The organism is Deinococcus psychrotolerans, from assembly GCF_003860465.1.
Classification (GTDB): domain Bacteria; phylum Deinococcota; class Deinococci; order Deinococcales; family Deinococcaceae; genus Deinococcus; species Deinococcus psychrotolerans.
This window is the reverse complement of sequence record NZ_CP034183.1, coordinates 1,460,854-1,478,259: the sequence shown is the minus strand read 5'-3', so window position 1 is coordinate 1,478,259 and position 17,406 is coordinate 1,460,854. Positions and strand designations below refer to the sequence as shown.

The 17,406-nt window shown below is 61.1% G+C and carries 17 protein-coding genes; 4 read left to right on the top strand and 13 right to left on the bottom strand.

Annotation, left to right across the window (positions count from 1 at the left end):
- Window position 1: 1 nt before the first annotated feature.
- From EHF33_RS21085 to EHF33_RS07130, 12 genes are all read right to left on the bottom strand, one after another.
- Window positions 2-175 (bottom strand): hypothetical protein, encoded by a 174-nt coding sequence (locus tag EHF33_RS21085; RefSeq protein WP_164473436.1) that lies wholly within the window; start codon window positions 173-175, stop codon window positions 2-4.
- A 47-nt stretch (window positions 176-222) separates the two neighbouring features.
- Window positions 223-561 carry an RNHCP domain-containing protein gene (locus EHF33_RS07180; RefSeq protein ID WP_124869374.1) on the bottom strand — a complete coding sequence of 113 codons (339 nt, stop codon included), beginning with the start codon at window positions 559-561 and terminating at the stop codon, window positions 223-225.
- Window positions 562-568: 7 nt separating this feature from the next.
- A complete protein-coding gene (locus EHF33_RS07175; RefSeq protein ID WP_124869372.1) occupies window positions 569-970 on the bottom strand; it encodes a hypothetical protein in 402 nt (133 codons plus the stop codon).
- A gap of 77 nt (window positions 971-1,047) precedes the next feature.
- Window positions 1,048-2,034: an HlyD family secretion protein gene (locus EHF33_RS07170; protein ID WP_124869369.1), complete on the bottom strand. Its 987-nt coding sequence runs from the start codon at window positions 2,032-2,034 to the stop codon at window positions 1,048-1,050.
- Window positions 2,035-2,056: 22 nt separating this feature from the next.
- Window positions 2,057-4,132: a peptidase domain-containing ABC transporter gene (locus EHF33_RS07165; protein ID WP_241191084.1), complete on the bottom strand. Its 2,076-nt coding sequence runs from the start codon at window positions 4,130-4,132 to the stop codon at window positions 2,057-2,059.
- Between the two features lie 308 nt (window positions 4,133-4,440).
- Window positions 4,441-5,301 (bottom strand): CAP domain-containing protein, encoded by an 861-nt coding sequence (locus EHF33_RS07160; RefSeq protein ID WP_241191083.1) that lies wholly within the window; start codon window positions 5,299-5,301, stop codon window positions 4,441-4,443.
- A gap of 158 nt (window positions 5,302-5,459) precedes the next feature.
- Window positions 5,460-5,909 carry a cytidine deaminase gene (cdd, locus tag EHF33_RS07155; protein ID WP_124869358.1) on the bottom strand — a complete coding sequence of 150 codons (450 nt, stop codon included), beginning with the start codon at window positions 5,907-5,909 and terminating at the stop codon, window positions 5,460-5,462.
- Window positions 5,854-7,245 (bottom strand): hemolysin family protein, encoded by a 1,392-nt coding sequence (locus EHF33_RS07150; RefSeq protein ID WP_124869356.1) that lies wholly within the window; start codon window positions 7,243-7,245, stop codon window positions 5,854-5,856. The genes cdd and EHF33_RS07150 overlap by 56 nt, the downstream gene beginning before the upstream one ends.
- A gap of 257 nt (window positions 7,246-7,502) precedes the next feature.
- A complete protein-coding gene (locus tag EHF33_RS07145) occupies window positions 7,503-7,916 on the bottom strand; it encodes a diacylglycerol kinase (protein WP_124869353.1) in 414 nt (137 codons plus the stop codon).
- Window positions 7,913-8,416: an rRNA maturation RNase YbeY gene (ybeY, locus tag EHF33_RS07140; RefSeq protein ID WP_124869350.1), complete on the bottom strand. Its 504-nt coding sequence runs from the start codon at window positions 8,414-8,416 to the stop codon at window positions 7,913-7,915. The genes EHF33_RS07145 and ybeY overlap by 4 nt, the downstream gene beginning before the upstream one ends.
- Before the next feature lie 65 nt (window positions 8,417-8,481).
- Complete coding sequence (locus EHF33_RS07135; RefSeq protein ID WP_124869347.1) at window positions 8,482-8,985, bottom strand: hypothetical protein; 504 nt, start codon at window positions 8,983-8,985, stop codon at window positions 8,482-8,484.
- 46 nt (window positions 8,986-9,031) lie between these two features.
- On the bottom strand, window positions 9,032-9,664 hold the full coding sequence (locus tag EHF33_RS07130; protein WP_124869344.1) for a hypothetical protein: 633 nt from the start codon (window positions 9,662-9,664) through the stop codon (window positions 9,032-9,034).
- Window positions 9,665-9,795: 131 nt separating this feature from the next.
- On the opposite strand from EHF33_RS07130, the gene EHF33_RS07125 reads away from it, so the two are divergent.
- Window positions 9,796-10,872, top strand: a complete 1,077-nt coding sequence (locus EHF33_RS07125; protein ID WP_241191082.1) for an N-acetylmuramoyl-L-alanine amidase — start codon at window positions 9,796-9,798, stop codon at window positions 10,870-10,872.
- A 183-nt stretch (window positions 10,873-11,055) separates the two neighbouring features.
- On the top strand, window positions 11,056-11,826 hold the full coding sequence (locus EHF33_RS07120; protein ID WP_206431569.1) for a hypothetical protein: 771 nt from the start codon (window positions 11,056-11,058) through the stop codon (window positions 11,824-11,826).
- Between the two features lie 153 nt (window positions 11,827-11,979).
- Here EHF33_RS07120 and EHF33_RS07115 read toward each other — a convergent pair whose 3' ends face one another.
- Window positions 11,980-13,200 (bottom strand): vWA domain-containing protein, encoded by a 1,221-nt coding sequence (locus tag EHF33_RS07115; RefSeq protein ID WP_124869341.1) that lies wholly within the window; start codon window positions 13,198-13,200, stop codon window positions 11,980-11,982.
- Between the two features lie 508 nt (window positions 13,201-13,708).
- On the opposite strand from EHF33_RS07115, the gene EHF33_RS07110 reads away from it, so the two are divergent.
- The gene (locus EHF33_RS07110; protein ID WP_124869338.1) at window positions 13,709-14,206 is read left to right on the top strand and encodes a hypothetical protein; all 498 of its coding nucleotides are present in this window, start codon (window positions 13,709-13,711) and stop codon (window positions 14,204-14,206) included.
- A gap of 82 nt (window positions 14,207-14,288) precedes the next feature.
- Window positions 14,289-17,309 carry a DUF11 domain-containing protein gene (locus EHF33_RS07105; RefSeq protein ID WP_124869335.1) on the top strand — a complete coding sequence of 1,007 codons (3,021 nt, stop codon included), beginning with the start codon at window positions 14,289-14,291 and terminating at the stop codon, window positions 17,307-17,309.
- Window positions 17,310-17,406 lie beyond the last annotated feature (97 nt).

Sequence of the window (17,406 nt, the reverse complement as noted above, 5' to 3'; positions counted from 1 at the left end):
CTTAAGCCATCCCCGTGAGGCGTGCGCCCACCAGCGCCAAGCCGAGGATCGCCTGCGCTCCCGCCGTCCAGCTCAGCGGCCCAGCCGAAGGCGTGCCCTTCAGCGGCCCAAACGCGGCCAAGCTCAGCAGCAAAGCCGAAAACAAAATCAACGTCACCAGTGCCCACAAGATCATGCCCTGAGCTTAACAAATACAGCTCAGTGGGGTGCGCTCACCGTTTGTTAGTCGCGCTGACGGGCTGACACCGCCAGCAACGCTTCAAAGTCGTCGGGCTGGTTGGGGTCGTCAAGGGCGGCTTTGTTGCGCCCGGTGTGGCCGCACTTCTGACAGCGGTAAGCGATCATCCAGCCTTTTTTGGGGTGCTGCTCAACTTCGACCGGCTCTAATAAACCCCCGCAATTGGCCGCCCGGTCTCCCGGAAAGACGTCGAGGTGCAGGCTGTGGAGGCAGGCTGGGCAGTGGTTGCGCACCGAGCCGTTGCTCAGCGGCAAAACCGACAGGCCGCAGTGGGCGCAGACAAAAGCGGTGTTGGTGCCGGAGACGGTGAAGCGGCGGGTCATCTGAGTTTCACCGTCTGCGCCGCCACGTCGCCCAGCGGGTATTGAGGTACTCGCGCACGTCGGGCAGTCCCACCAGCATCAACCCGCAGCCCATGAAAATCAGGCCCACCAAAGTCACGATCCAGCCGCCCCACGCGCCCTGACCCGCCACCAAGCCGACCAACATCGCCAGCACGCCGAGGCCGATGCTCAGCGAGATGGTGACCCGCCAGGCCAGTACCGAGCCTTTGTCCACGTTGAGCAGCAGCCAACCCGAGGCCACCAGAATCAGCGCGTTGCTCAGCCAGCGGGCAAAATCGCCCTGCACCCACTTGGCCGCCACCGGCACCGCCGCCGTCAGCAAAATAACCAAGAGCAGCGTGCGGGTGGTGGTTTGGCCGCTTTGAATGGGAAGGGGAGAACCGGACATAAATGCATTCAAGCACAGGCGCTCGGCAAATTCAGCAGCAAAATGCCCCGTGTCGGCTCAGCGCTCGCCGCGTCTGTTCAGCTCCACGGATCAGCGCCGCGCACCCAGTCCCAAAAGAGGCCCAATACGGTTTTTTCGGACGACAGCACATGCGCTTCGCCGACCATCCCCGGTACCAGCGAGCGGCCCGCCAGTTGCAGGCGGCCACCTTCGAGCGGCAATTCCACTTCCACCTGATAGGTGACGTTGCCGCTGGCCGCATCGGTGTCACTGGTGGGCGCGACGCCCTGAAGCAGGCCGTTGGTCACGCCGTACTTCTGGCGCGGGTAGCCGTTCCAGGCGATTTGCACCCGTGAATCGGTTCTCAGCTTGGGCCGGTCGGATTCCGCCGCTTTGCCCCGGAAGATCAATCTCTCGCCTTCCGGCAAAATCGACAGAACACTCTGGCCACCGTTGACGGCCTGACCGACGTGAATATCCGAGAGCTGCATAATTTGCCCGTCCACCGGACTGATGACTTTGACCTGCTGGTTGCGCTCTTGCAGCGACAACTGCGCCTGCGCCGAGCCGAGCTGTGACTTGGCCCTCTGCAGATTGGATTCGGCCAAGCGCTCAGCGGCCACGGCGGCTTCCAAATCGGCCCGCGAGAGACCACCCAAATCAAAAATGGCGCGGGCACTCTTGGCGGCCTGCTGCTTGCTCTGGAGGTCGATTTGGGCGCTGTCAATGCCCTGACCGGCCTGAGCGGCGACGTTTTTTTGAACTTCGAGTTGGAGTTTGGCGTCCTGAGCGTCGCGGGCCAGCAAATCGAGCGTGAACAGCACCTGACCCTTGCGGACTTTTTGCCAGAGCTGCACTTTGCCGCCCACGACCCGCCCGGTGTTGGGAATGCTGACCGTCAGCGGCTGAATGCGCGGCGTCAGCGTGCCCTTGACCACGGCGTAGACGCTGACTTTGGCAAACGCCGACCAGCCGACAGCCCCGGCGATTCCGGCGGTGAGCAGCCAGATCAAAATGCGGGGCGAGCCTTGCAACGGCTGTTCCCAGCGGTAGGTCTCTACCATGTTGCTCCTCCTGCGCCGCTGCTCACCATGCGCTGTCTCCGGCAAACAGCGCGTTCATCACGGCCAACGTCGAGCTGGAAGGACTCAGCACGCCGTCGTGCAGCTCCAGGACGTGGTCGGCTGGGCCGATCAGCGCGGGGCGGTGGGTGATGACCAAAATGGTTTTGTAGCCTTTGAGGTGGGTCAGCAAATTGACCACCCGCGCTTCACGCTCCATATCCAGCGTGGCAGTGGGTTCGTCGAGAATCAGCACGTCCGCGTCGGAGAGCAGTGCCCGCGCTAAGCCGAACATCTGGCGCTCGCCGCTCGACAAGCGGTGCGGGCTGTCGCCGCCCAGCATGGTGTTCATGCCCTCGGGCAAGCGGCGGATGACCTGTGATAAGCCCAGCGCACTGACCACGTCACTGAGTTGCTGGTCGGGCACGGTGCGGCCCATGCACAAATTGTCCTGCACGGTGGTGAGGAAGATCGGCACTTCTTGGCGCTGATAAGCGATGCGGGCACGCACGGCGCTGGGGGGGTACTCGCTCAGCGGCAAATCGTCCCAGAACATCTCGCCGCTGACGGGGGTGAGCATGCCGCTGAGCAAGTTGCACAGCGTGCTTTTGCCTGAGCCGTTGCTGCCGAGGAGCGCTACATAACTGCCTTTGGGCAAGCTGAAGCTGACTTCTTTGAGCAGCGGGCGCTGCGGCATATACGCGAAGCTGAGATTGCTGATCCGCAGAGCGCTTTGCAGCGGCAACAGCTCGCCTTGGGTTTGGCTGCCGTCGGTTTCATTTTCGGGGGTGAGTTCCAGAATCTCGGCCAAACGGTCAGACGACACCGCGCCCTGCTGCATGGCCTGCAAGTTGAGAATGATGCTGGAGAGTGCGCCCACCGCGTTGCCCACCAAGCCGTAGGTCGCCACTAATTGCCCCACCGAGAGCTTGAGATTGAGCACCTGAGTCGCGCCGTACCACAGCGTAATCATGCTCGACAAGCTGCCCAGCAACGCGAAGATGATGCCGCTGTTGTTTTGAATTGAAAAGTTCTTCCACTTTTGATCCATCAGGCCCGAAACTTGGTTGCGGCCTTTGAACAGGGCCCAGCCTTCGGCGCGGTACGCCTTGAGCGCCGAGATCCCTTCAAGGTTACCGATCATGAAGCTGTCGAGTTCGCCAGCTTTTTTCATCATCTTGCGGCTGGTTTCGCGTAACTTGGGAGCCACCAGCAGCAGGTACGCCACGTCAAGAATCAGCGCCACCGAAGCGACCAAAGCCAACTGAACGTTGTAGAAAAACAGCATTCCGGCGCTGACGATCAAGGTCACGACCGAGGTCGGCACGCCCACCATAAAGCTGGTCAGCACCTCGCGGACGTGGTCGAGGTCGCTGAAGCGCTGCAAAAAGTCGCCGACGAGGCGCGTTTCGTGAATTTTGAGCGGCAAGCGCAGCAAGTGGTCGAGGTAGCCGATTTGCAGGCGGTAATTCAGGCTCATGGCCAAGTGGTTGGACAAGTACGAGCGCAGCGCTCCGAATCCGGCTTGCAGGGCGGCTAGGCCGAAGATCGCGCCCAGCAAATAGGGGAGAAGTTGCACTTCGCGAAAGGTCAGTACCCGGTCAAACACCACTTGCGAGAGCAGCGGCGCGACCAAGCTGAGCAGGCCCAGCAGCAAAGTCGCCACCGTGACTTCCATCAAGACGCCCTGTGTGCCTCTGAAGTGCTGCAAGTGGGCAAAAAGACCGCGCAGGCCGCGCTTGCCGATGAAAACACCGCGCTGAAAGCTGGGGCTGGGCCGGAACACCATCATTTTGCCGGTCCACTTGCTCTCAAGTTCGGCGAGGCTGACGCGCCGGGTGCCCTGCGCCGGATCGGCCAACCAAGCAAAGCGCTCGCTCAGCTTAAACAGCACCACGTAATGGTTGTGTTCCCAGTGCAAAATGGCGGGCAGATCAATTTGCCCCAGCGCTTCGAGGTCGCCGCTGTAGGCCGAGGCTTCGATGCCCAGCGCCAGTGCGGCGTTTTTGAGGCCCAGCAAGTTGGTTCCGCCCTGTGTGGTACCCGCCAACTCGCGCAGGCGGTAAAGCGGCTCTTGACGGCCCCAGTGCTGAAGAATCATCGCTAGACAGGTCGGCCCGCAATCGGTTCTATCAACTTGCAATATGGTTTTCACTGGACGAGTACCTCTAGAGAAGCGAAAAATTTCACAATGACTGAGTCTTATTTTTGGTGGTGGAGCGCCGCATTTGTGTGAGACAGTGCGGAATGTGTGGGGGTACTGGTGGGGAGCGCTAGGGGGCCAGCCGCGCTAAGCACCCATAAAGACAAACAAAAAGGAGGCAACGACTCTAGGTTGTCTCCTTTTTGTTCGGTGTTGGCTTGGGTTTTCCGTCCCGCTCCAAGGCGTTCACAGCACGGTGCAGATGCTCAGCGTGGTCTGCCGAAATCCTGCACCCAGTACGAGCCGTAGCTGCCGCCCTGAGCGTAGCCCACACCGATTTGGGTGAAGCGGGCGTTCATCAAGTTGGTGCAGTGGCCGGGTGAAGCCAACCAACCGGCGACCACTGCTTCGGGTGTCGGTTGCCCGGCGGCAATATTTTCACCGACGCTGCCCCAAAGGTAGCCGGCGTTGCTGACGCGCTGATCAAAAGTGCGCCCGTCTTGGCTGGTGTGGCTGAAATAATTCAGCGCGGCCATGTCGCTGGCGTGGCCCTGCGCGGAGGCGGTGAGCTGGGCGCTGAGGCTCAGCGCGGGTACGGCGGGTAGGCTCACGCTGCCGCAAGTCCGCGCCGTGGAGCGGGCGGCGTTGGTCAGTTGCAAGACCCGCTGGGCATAAGCGCTGGTTGTGGGGGGTGGAGTGGGCGTCGGGGCACCAGCCGCGTTGACCGTCACCGGAAAGTCGAGAAAAGCGCTGGGGGAAGCGGTGAGGGCGGCCCGCACGGTGGCGCTGCCCGCGCCGGTGGCCGTGACGGTGCCGCCTTGCGTGACGCTCACCACGCCCGCGTTGGTGGTCGTCCATGTCAACTGGCCGGGGGCAGCGGGCTTACCACCCACGTACACCGTGAAGGTCTGGGTTTGGCTCACCACCATTGTGCTGCTGCTCCCCAAGCCCAGCGCCTGCACCTTGCTGGGGCTGGGCGTCAACTGGCTACTGACTTGAGGCAGATTGGCTTGAGACGCACCTGCTTGAGAACTCGGAGTACGGGGAGTCGGAAGCGTGCTGCAGGCGGCCAAGCTGAGAGCCAATCCAAGGAAAGCCGCTGAGCGCCAGAGGTGGGTTGAAGGCATGCCTGCATTTAAGCAGGGTGTCATGTGGAAAGTGAGTTAAAATAAAGGCCATTCCCTCACTTTTCAGGAAAGCCGATGACGACGACGAAAAAGCAGTGCATGTGAAAAAATTTTCCACATGCACTGCTCATCTCTTAAACGGTGTGGCGCTTGGCCGTTTAGCTGCGTTCCAGTTCAAAAGCGTGCGGCAAAAAGTCGGCCACGGTGTAGGCCAACATGTCACCCTGAGTGTTGACGCAAAAGACCTGAGCCTTCGGGCTGAATTCGAACAAAATCTGGCGGCAAGCGCCGCACGGGCTGGCTGGCGGCGAGGCGTCGGAGTACACCACCAACTCGTCAAAGCCGCGCTCACCCGCGCTGGCCATCGCCTGAACAGCCGACTGCTCGGCGCAGCGGCTCAGGCCGTAGCTGGCGTTTTCGACATTGGCTCCAGCGTAGATTTGCCCGCCGGAAGTCCGCATGGCCGCGCCCACCTTGAAGTGACTGTAAGGCGCATAAGCATTTGTGAAGGCGGCTCTAGCAGCGCTGAGCAGCTCACTACTGGGTTGCTCCTTATTGGGAAGCGGCTTTTTGGGCTGGACTGGCGTCTGATTTGGGGGCTGACTCATGACTTTCCTCCGGTTTGCTTGATTCCTCATCGCCGCTTTCTATAAATTTGGACACTAAGACTTTAGACACGCGGCGCTCGTCGGCTTCTTCCACACGGAACGTCCAGCCTTCGTGGACGAACTCCGCTCCAATTTCGGGAATGTCGCCGAAGTGGTTGGTCACAAAGCCTGCCAGCGTTTCAAACTCGCCTTCTTCGTCCTCGAGGGCGTCGCCGAGGAAGGCTTCAGCTTGGTCTACCGTCAACGAGGCGTCCATCATATACACGCCTTCAGAGATTTCGACCACGGGTGATACTTCTTCCTCGTCGGTTTCGTCATAGATTTCGCCGACAATTTCTTCTAAGGCGTCTTCCAGCGTGACCAGTCCCGAGGTGCCGCCGAACTCGTCCACCACGATGGCGAGGTGAGATTTGCGCTGGCGCATCTTGGTCAGCAGGTCTTTGATACTCATGCTTTCAGGCACGTAAAAGGTGGGGCGCATCAGCTGGGCCACCGTCATCTGATCGAGTTCTTCGAGGTGCTGGAGCACGTCGCTGGTGTGCGCCACGCCCACGATGTTGTCGGGGGTGTCTTGATAAACCGGCACCCGCGAGTAGCCGTGTTCGGTGCTGAGTTCGAGCAGCCGCCGAATCGGAGCGGAGCCGTCGGCCACCACCATATCGCCGCGCGGCGTCAGCACGCTGCGAACCACCGTATCCGACAGATCGAAGACGTTGTAGACCAGTTCGCGCTCGTCCTCTTCCAGCACGCCTTCTCTGGAGCTGGCCGAGACGATCATGCGGATTTCTTCTTCCGAGTAACTGGTGTGGTGCCCGGCCACCGGTTGGAAGCCGAACAGCCGCAGCACCCCGCGCCCGAACGCGTTCAGCACGAAAATCACCGGCTTGAATACAGCGGTAAAGGCCACCAACGGGGGAGCGAGCAGCATGGCAAAGCGCTCGCTGCGCTGCAAGGCCGCCGACTTGGGCACCAGTTCGCCGAAGACGATGTGCAGCGTGGTGGACAAGATAAAGGCCAGCCCGAACGAAAACGGCGTCAGCCAAGCGTCTGGCACGCCGATGGCGGTAAACAGCGGGTGCGAGAGGTGTTCGATAGCCGGTTCGGCGATAAAGCCGATCAGCAGACTCATCATGCTGACGCCGAGCTGCACCGCCGCGATGTACTGATCGAGGTGGGCCAGTACCCGCTGCACGGTGCGGGCCGCTCCCGAACCTGCCTCGGCGAGTTGGTCGATGCGGGTGTGGCGGACGCTGACCAAAGCGTATTCCACCGCCACAAAAAAGCCGTTGAGCAGCACCAACAAAAAGAGGATTCCAACCCCAAACCAATCGTTCATTTAAGCGGCGCACTCCAAAGCGCCTCAGCCAACACGGGGGATAAAGTTCCACCAGGCGTGCCGCTGTCTACTTCTACAAGGATAAAAACGGCAGAGCAAAGGGCCGCAGTTCGGCGTCGCAGTTTGCGAATCCCAAAGAGCGGCCCCCGCTCCGGCGTTCCTCTGGCAGCGTGAAGTGAAGCACCTAATTCACGACTGGGAGGTTCGTCCATCTCAGCACATGCTATCACGCTGCTGGCCGCTGATGAAGTGAGCTGTCAACGCGGCAGTGACAAGGCAAACGGCGAGAAGACGCGCCAAAGTGGCGGCACAAAAACAGCTAGGCCCACCACCACGCTGATGACGCTCGCCAGCAGCACCGCGCCCGCCGCCGCGTCTTTGGCGATCTTGGCGGCGGGGTGCTGCTCGGGGCTGATCAGATCCGTAAGGGCTTCCAGGGCGGTGTTGACGAGCTCTAAGCTCAGCACCAAGGCGCAGCACAGCAGCACCGGAGCGGGGGAGACGCGCAGCGCCCAGCACAGCGTCGCAGCCAAGCTCCCCAGCACCACTTCAACCCTGAAGTTGGCTTGGGTTTGCCAAGTGTGGCGTAGGCCAGCCCAAGCAAAGCCCGCCGAACGCTGCCAGCGCCGCCAACTCAGCGCTGAAGTGGAAGCGGCAGGCGGGGGCTTCACGGCGCAGTTGAAGGGGGAGCAGTTGACTGGGATTGAGCTTGACTAAGCAGGCCAGCGCGGGCTGCGTCCCAAGCCGCGTGGAACACTTGCCACTCTCCCCCCTGCGCTCCTTCCTCGAAACCCAGCCCCTCGGCGTGCGGGTGGTCGAAACCGACCAAGTGGGTCAGGCCGTGACTGGCCAGCAAAGCCACCTCGTAGGTCAAGCTGTGGCCGCGTGCCTCGGCTTGGCGCTGGGCGGTGTCCAAGCTGATGATGATGTCGCCCAAATGCGGCGGCACGAACGGGTCGCCCGGCTCGTAAGTCGGAAAACTCAGCACGTCGGTGGCGCTGTCCTCGCCCCAATGTTCGAGTTTGAGCGCCCGAATCGCCGTGTCCGAAACCAGCACCACCGTTACTTCTTTGTGCTCCACTTCAAAGTGGCGCATGGCGGCCGTGAGAGACGAGCGCAGCGCCGGACGCAGGCCCGCTGGCGGCTTTTTGTGGACGATCAGGTCAATCACGGCTTCATCACGCCGCTGATGTTACCGCTGATAGAAGCCGGCGTTGCTGCTGCGCCGCCCACTGTTTAAGGCTTGGCGGGTGGACGGACGCCGACCTTGATTTGATTGGCCGCCTTGCTGCTAAAGAGCAGCCGAACCCGGAAAAGCCGGTCGGCTTCCCGGCCAACTTTGTCTTTGCCGCCGACGCTGTAACTGAAACTGCTGGTGCCGGGTTGAGTGGCGCTGAGCAGCAGCACCCAAGTATTCAGCGCCGGGGCCAGCGAGCTGCTTTTTAAGCTGCCACGTTCGAAGGGGCCAATGATGCTGGACGAGGAAGAACGTTTGCCGAGTGTGACGCCTTCTTGGTAGCGGGCGGCGTTGAGGTTGAGAGTGAGGGCGACCTGCTTTATTCCGGCGGGCAGCGCGAGAACGGAAAGATTCATGGTGCTGCGCGAAAGAATCAGCGATTTGGCTCCTGCAGGGATTTGAACGGTGACGCTACTCTGCTGAGCCTTCGTTTGGGCCGCTGCACTGCTGGCCAGCAACACCACGAGACCGGTCAGCGCTGCACGTGAGCAAAAAGCGTTCATCTTTGTATCCTAAACAGGTGTTCTGAGAAATCCCGTTGCGCCGCGCTCAGCGTAAGTAAGGTGCAAATTCGGCTTGCTCGCTGCTGGTCACTTCGGTGTCGGCCACACCCGTGACCAAGTTGAGCGAGATGGTTTCGCCGCTGATGTCTTTGCCCAGCGTGCTCACTTTGGCTGCGCCGCGCAGCAAGATGGCCGACTTGGTGGGCAGGGCGACCATCTGCGCGGCGCTGGCGGCTGGCGTCGACGCGCTGACATTGCCCACGGCCGTGACAGCTCCGGTGCGGGTGTCCACGTAGATGGTCTGGGCGCTGAGGTTCTTGACCCGGTAGTCGCTGTAACTCAGGTTGCCAGTGGCCGTGACCAGAGAGGCTTTTTGGTTGTAGCTGATCTGCTGGGCTTTGAGGGTGCCGCCTTGCCGGGTCGTGACCACTGCGCCGCTGGCACTTAGGCTCTCGCCCGCTTTGATGCTGATAAAACCGGCCACCACCGTCAGGCCCGCTTTGTTGTCGCGCACCGTGCCGCCGCCGGGGAGATCGGTGGTGCCAGTGGCGAGGTTGAGTTTTTGTGCGCCGCGCGGCGTGATTTGCAACCCGAAGGCTGAGCTGCTTTGCGCCAGGCTGGGAAGAGCGGTCAGGGGAATCAGGAGAGCGGAGATCAACAAGAGGGGGGCGCGTTTCATGCCGCTCACCTTAATGCTTCTGGCTGACGGCTGTTTGACGCTCTGATGAGGGTTGATGCTCAGATGAGAGGGCTGCCCGCAATGCGGTGCAGCGGCGGGCCCCGTCCACAGGCAGTAGAGTAGCTTTAACTGTGACGCGTTTCGTATTGAGTTTGTTTCTGGCCATGTGTGGTTGTTTCAGCGCGGCGGCTCCCCGAATTGGCAGCCATGACGGCTACACCCGCCTGGTGTTTGAGCTGCCTGCCAAGACCAGCCTGCCGACCAGCGGCCAGCTCAGCGGCCAAACCTATACCGTGCAGCTCAGCCGCGCTCTGCCCAGCGAGTCGGGCGTAATCAATGCGCCGGGGCTAAGCCGCTGGATCATTCAAGGCCAGCGCATCACCCTGAATCTGCGCGGCGGTGGAGTACCCAAGCTCTCGGCGCTGCCCGCCGCTGCTGGGCAAGCCGCCCGCCTTAGCATTGACGTGCCGATCAGTGCCAAGACCTTTGCCGATAAAAAAGTCACCCGCCCTACCTCACTGAGTTCGCCAGTCACGGTGGTGATTGATCCGGGTCACGGCGGGGTCTTTCCGGGGATGTCGAGTCAGTGGGTTGTCGAAAAAAACATCACGATGGACGTGGCCCTGCGGGTACGCAGCAAATTGGAAGCGCGGGGCGTCAAGGTCATCTTGACCCGCAGCGGCGATACCCAGATCAGCACCAACCTCGCGACCGATCTCGACGCCCGCTCGCGGCTGGCCAACAACGGCAAAGTGGGAGCGTTTATCAGCATTCACGTCAATGCGGGCGGCTCCGGCGCTCAGGGCATAGAGACGTATTACTTCGGAGCGCCGATGGCGGGCAGCAGCCGCAGCTTGGCCGTGGAAGAAAACGGCGGCGGCAGTTTGGGTCTGGAGCTGACCAAGCGGGCCAGCACCACCGCCCAAAATCTGCTGGGCGACCTCGTGGCGCAGGCCAAGCTGACCTTCTCGCGGGACTTGGCCGCCAAAGTGCAGCAAAATCTGGTGCAGGCCACCGGAGCCGTCAACCGGGGCGTGCGTTCAGATACCTTCGTGGTGATCTTGCACCCCACTACTCCCGCCATCCTGACTGAAATTGGTTTTGGCACTAGCCCCACCGAAGGCCCCAAACTCGCCTCAGCCGCTTACCGCGACCAGATTGCCGGAGCGATTGCCGGAGCGATTGCGTCGTATCTGCACGTGCCTTAAAACTTCTCTAGACGCGGCGCTTGACCTGCAAGCCACACCAGAAACCAACTGGCTGTTTATTAGTAGCGGGTGGCTGCGCCGGGGTCATGAAGCTACGGCGCAACACCATATGGAAAAGTACCGCACCACAAAAGACTATGCCCGGTTACTGCGTCAGCTTCGAAGCGCCGATACGATAGTAGAGTGCAAGCTCTCCCTACTGTCCCGGTGGTCAGCCTGACGCTCAACCGCTATACCTGGTCTCAGGCCCGGGCCGGCATGAGCAAGATGGGGCGCGATCACCCGCACCTGCGCGGCGTGCCGGGCCTGGACTTTTACCGCTTGCTGGGCAGCGGGCGCGGCAACGACCTCGGTCTGGGCGTAGATTTGCGGCGCTGGGCCAGACTGGCGGTGTGGTCGTCGCCAGCCGCTCATCAGCTTTTTGAGGACAGTCCCTGGCGGCGGCAGGAATTGGCCCTGACGCAGGAGAGCTATACCCTGATGCTGCGGCCTACGCGCTGGCACGGGCAGTGGGGCGGCCAGACCCTGTTCGCTCCGCCGCCTGCTAAGCCAAATGAAACAGTCGGTCAGTCTGAGGCCCGCCCGCCGGAGAAAGGCCGGATCGCCGTCCTGACCCGCGCCGCCATTCGCCCCGCCAAGTTGGCTGCCTTCTGGCGCAGCGTGCCCGCTTCACAAGCAGGTTTGCCCACGCAGCCGGGTTTGCTGGCTTCGGTGGGGCTGGGCGAAGTGCCGCTGCTGCATCAGGCCACCTTCAGCGTCTGGCAAGACACGGCCAGTATGCTGGCTTACGCGTATAGAGGCGCGGGCCACCGGGGGGCTATGGCTCAGGCCAAACGGGACAACTGGTTTAGCGAACAGTTGTTTGTCCGTTTCGCCGTGCTGTCCGGACAGGGAAGCTGGAATGGCCGTGATCCACTGGCTCCAGAAGCTCTCGGCCCGTCTCACCTACGCTAAGCGGTTCAGTTCATGTCCGCTCTTTTTCGCCACGACTTATCAGCGGCGTCGCAGTCTAGGGTCAGTGACCCACACAGCCAGCCGTTTCGTCACTAAAAAACGGAGCGTCGAGGCTCCGTTTTTTCTGCTCAGTGCTGGGTCTGGTGGGGGCGCTCAGTTCACCACTTTGGTTTTGTTGCTCATGTAATCCATCAGTACATACTGGCCGATGTTGGTCGGAGTGGTGAAGTAGGCCTTGCCGCGCGTCATTTCCGAGACTCGCCGCACGAAGCTGACCAGATCGGGGTCGCGGGCCAGCATGAAGGTGTTGACCTGAATCCCGCTGCGGCGGCAGTTGGCCACCTCGCGCAGGGTCGCGCCCAGCACGTAAGGGTCGAGGCCGTAAGCATTTTTATAGATGCGTCCGTCGGGCAGGGTCAGCGCACTGGGCTTGCCGTCGGTGATCATCACGATCTGCTTCATGTCTTTGTTTTCGCGCTTGAGCAGTTGCTGGGCCAGCCGCAGCCCGCCCGCCGTGTTGGTGTGATACGGCCCGATCTGGGCCTGAGCGAGTTTGGCCAGTGGCACTTCCTCAGCGCTGTCGTGAAACAGCACGAACTTGAGGGTGTCGCCGGGGTACTGGGTGCGGATCAGGTGGGCCAGCGCCAAAGCAACCTGCTTGGCGGGCGTAAAGCGGTCTTCGCCGTAGAGGATCATGCTGTGCGAGCAGTCGAGCAGCACAACTGTGGCCGCTGAGGAGCTGTACTCGCTTTGGCGCACAATCAGGTCTTCCTGCTCGGCGTTCTCCAAACCCTTGGCGATCACGTTGCTCAGGGTGGCGGTGGTGTCGAGGTTGAGGGTATCGCCAAACTCGTAGCTTTTGAGTTCGCCCATCATGTCGATGCCCGACGAGTAGTCGCGGGTGTCGTGCGCTCCGGCGCTGCTGCGGCCCATTCCGCCCATCAAGTCGCGCAGGGACTTGTAACCCAGAAAGTCGATGCTCTTGTCGGTGAGCTGAAACTTGCTCTCGCCGCTTTCGCCCGCGCCGCCGCCCTCACCGTCCTCGAACTCCTTGCGAATAAAGCCGTCTTGCTGGAGCTTGTCCATCATCTTCTGAATCTGCTGGCCCAGTCTCGATTCCTGAATTTCACCCTCGCCCTGCATGGCTTCGGCCAGCATGTCTTCGGGAATCAGGTTGCGCTCGGCCAGCGCGTTGAGAATGGCGTCAAAAAGGTCGTCCATGCTGGGGCGGGCGTTGGGATCAGGGTCGTAGGGGTCGTTCATGCCCTGTCCCAAGAGCGCTTCTTGAATCATCTGCATCAGCTCGCCGCTGTCGACATTGTCGAGTTCACTTTCAAATTTGCTGTAGCGGGTCACGCGGGCGTGAATGGTCATATTGGAACCTCCGGTGAGGAAGGAAAGGTCAGTGGGTGAAGCTGGCGTCTTGCACTCTGTTTGGGCAGAGCTTGAGCAGAGCAGCGGGCCGCCTTGTGAAAGAGCGGGCTTTACGCTCAGGTGCAGCGTTGCTGGCCTTCAGCATGGCGCAACCTCGCCGCAGCGTTTGTAACGGCAGCGTCTTGTTTGGCCTGCGGCTGGGCACGGCCTGACCGCTTCTAGAGGGGAACAGCAATGGGGGTAAGCGACCAGAGCATTCTTGTATCCGAGCTGACAATTCGTCGCCTCTTTATGACGGTTTCTTCACTCCGACAACGCTGTTAACTGCGCTTTTGTCGCTTTAAGTGTTTCTTGACCCGTTCTATCGATGCCGAATTTGTCACACCATTTTTTCGGCAGATGTAAGGCAGAGGTAAGAGTACTCCTCCTAATCTTCGCTAGTCCTCAGCCCCCCTGAACCGACTCGCCGGGCACCCTTTTATCAGCCCATATTTTTAAGGAGAACTTCATGAAAGCGTCCATTCCCATCCTGCTCGTTGGCCTTGTGACCAGCGCTGCGCTCGCCCAAGCCAGTTCGCCGCTGAAACTGGTGCTGTCGCAGGCCCTGGTGCAGACCACCACCCAGGACGGCAAGACCGTCGAGAAGTTGGCTCCTGATCCCAAGTCGGTGCTGCCCGGGGCGGTACTGGAGCAGGCTGTGACCGCCACCAACACCCTCGGCAAGGTCATGACCAAGGTGAGCGTCAATCTGCCGGTTCCGGTGGGCACCGTGTATCTGAATACCCTCAAGTCCGTCGAAACTGTTCAGACCCTTTTCAGCATCGACAAGGGCAAGACCTTTGCCGCCGCGCCGCTCAAGAAAATGATCACCGTCACTGAAAACGGGAAATCCGTTGAGAAAGAAGTCGAGGTCAAGCCCGCCGAGTACACCAACGTGCGCTGGATGCTGGGCGAACTCGCCGCTGGCGATAGCCTCAAGCTCGGCTTCCGCGTCAAGGTCAACTGAGCGCCGTTCAGCCGAAAGATCAAGCTGTTTGCCCCCCCATTACGCTGTTGTTGCCCGATCGGGCTGCACTTAAGGAGAAGACATGAACCGATTCAAACACCTTGCCCTACTCGTCGGCCTCGCCATGGGGTCGGCCCTTGCCGTTGGTACTGCGCCCGGCACCAACATCACCAACACCGCGTCGGCCACCTATACCGACCCCGATGCCGCAACCCAGAGCACCACTTCCAACATGGTCACGACCACGGTGCAGCCCAAGGGCGGCTTCTCGATCACGCTCGACCAGACTTCACAGACCACTCCAAGCATTGGCAATGACAACAGCATTGACGGCACCCTCAAGCTCACCGGGTCGGCTGGACAGAAGGTCATCTACACCTACACCGTTGCCAACGACGGTAACTACGACGATACCTACAACCTGACGACCACGCTGGCCGCTGGCGCTACCGTCGCTGGCCTGAGCGCCAGCAACTACAGCTTCACCTCGGATTTGGCTGGCACTATCCCCATCACCAGCGTTGCGGTGGCGGCGGGCGTGTCCAAGACCTTCTACATGGTCGTGACGGTGCCAGTTGGAGCCATCAACGGTCAGTTCGCCTACGCCGATCCTGTCGGGACGGCCACCGTGACCAGCGTGCCCAAAGTCGGCGGCGGAACCTTTACAGTGCCGCTGGCGGGTGAATCGAACAACAACTTCCAATACAACAAGTTGACCGTCAATCCCAGCGCCTCGCTGGCCGCCACCAAGACGGTGACCAAATACTACACGTCCTACACGTCACCGAGCGTCAACACTCCCCAGACCCTGGCTTCGGGTTACAAGCCCAAGATCGGCGACTACATCGAGTACTCGATCACGGCTTCTAACTCCTCGACCACCAACGATGCGGGCAATGTCGTGGTGACGGACGTGCTGCCGAGTGGAACCACCTACACCGCTGCCAGCTTCACCACCGGAACCGGTACGGTGGTCAACGCCAGCAACACCCTGACCATCACACCGGACTTCGGCATCATCGCCAAGTCATCGAGCATCGCCATCACAGTGGTGGCGCGAATCACGGCGCTGAAAGATATCTCTGCCACTCCCGACGGTATCAACGATCCGGTGGTCAACAGCGCGACCGTCGCCTACAAAGACCCCACGTTGCCTGCGACCAGCACCAACACTTCCTCTGGCCCCACCAACGTGGCTGGCGTGGGTGTCGGTCCCCTGGCATTTGCCACTGGCACGGCGTCAGGCACGATTACCACCACCGAGTCAGCTCCCAACGCTGCTGGCCTGACCGTCACCCGCTCCGGCACCGGCATCGCCAACGACGGCAGCGGCGCTCCTGGCGACGACACCTCGACAATTGCCAGTGCCGTGGTGAATGCCAACGGCACCACCACCGACATCGTCTTCCCCGGCACGGTCAAGAACATCGGTACGGCGACCGATACCTTCATCCTCTCGAGCACCTTCACCAGCAACAACACCGGCGGCACACCCACCGTCGCCTACTACAGCGATGAGGCGGCCAACACCCCCATCACCGGACCCATCAGCCTGATGCCTGGTGCATTCGCCAACTACTACGTCAAGGTGACGCTGCCCGCCGCGACCCCCACGTATACCGGCACCGCCCTCAACCCCGCCGTGGGCCTGACCGTTACGGCGACCTCGACCAACAATGCCGGTGTCAGCGACGTGACCAAAGACGCGCTGACCTCCACCGATCGCCGCTCCACTCTGGTGGGCAACAACGACAACACCAAAACGCCGGTCATCGACAACAACGGTGCGCCTGACCTGACCAAGCTGGTCAAGAACGTCACGCCCAACGGCTCGGCCCAGACCGTCAGCTACCCGGTTGACCTGGTCAACACTGGCGCGACCAGCGACACCGTGACCCTGTCAGGCACCGTCCTCATCCCCACTGTCACCACCCCCGGCGGCGTGAGCACCACCGTCCAGTACTACACCACCACCGACGGCGTGACGCCGGGAACGCTGATCACGTCGACCACTGTGCCTGCTGGCACGGAGCAGACCATCCTGGCCGTGGTGACGGTGCCTGCCAATGCCGTGCCGACCACCGGCACCACCGGCCTGGCGCTCAATCAGACCTTCACCTCGACCCAGAACGGGGCCGTCACCTTCAACCCCGATACCACCAACACTGGCACCTTCACCAAGGGCGACCTGCTGACCATCGGTACCAACAACAGCTTCACCTTCACAGCAGACAACTTCTCGCGCATCACGGCCGTCGGCTCGGTGATCTACGCCCACACCCTGACCAACACCAGTGCCAACACCACTATCACCGGCGGCAGCTTCGGCGTGGCGCTCGACACCAACCGCACGTCCACCGCCAACTTCACTGGTTCGGGCCTCAGCGACACCGGCTCCTCGCTCGACAGCGGCACCCAGACCGACTTCGTGCTCACCTATTCGTCGACGATTGGCGGCACCTACACCAGCAGCCTTCCGGCCATCTCGACCCTCGCGCCGGGTGCCAGCCAGACCGTGTACGTCAAGGTGGTCAACACCAACGATAACAACGTCAGCGCGGTCAACGACGTGGTGTTCCAGGCAGCCCCGACCTTCAATCTGGGAACGAATCCGGCGGCCCAGTACGTCGAGGACGTGACGCTGGTCAGGCTGAATGGATTTGCTGGCACGCCCACCGATCCGTCCACGCCTGCCGATTACGCCCTCAAGCCGCTCAAGACCGTCAAGACCTGCGCCGACGCAGCCTGCACCGTTGTTAACGATGCTTCCGGTGCTACGGCCCAGCCCGGCAACTACCTCCAGTACACCATCGTCACCAAGAACAACCGCCTGAGCGCCGCTGACTTGAAAAACGTCTTCGTGATTGACATTGTGCCGTCCAACACCACTTTCACCAGCCTGAGCGCCACCTCGGATCAAACCGGCAACATCCTCTACTCCACAGACGGAGGCGGTTCGTGGCTCGTCACGGCCCCCACGAGTGTGGCCACTACCGTGTTCCGGATCGGCCTCAACACCAACGGCGACGCCGTTATTGACGGCAGTGATGTGCTCAATACGGGCAAGACCATCACCGTTATTTTCACGGTCAAAGTGAACTAATCGTTATCGGGCGTGTTCCTGACCGGGAACACGCCCGTTTTGTAGCAAGAATTTTGTACGAATCTCAACATTAGACTGAATTCAAGATTTTCCCCAC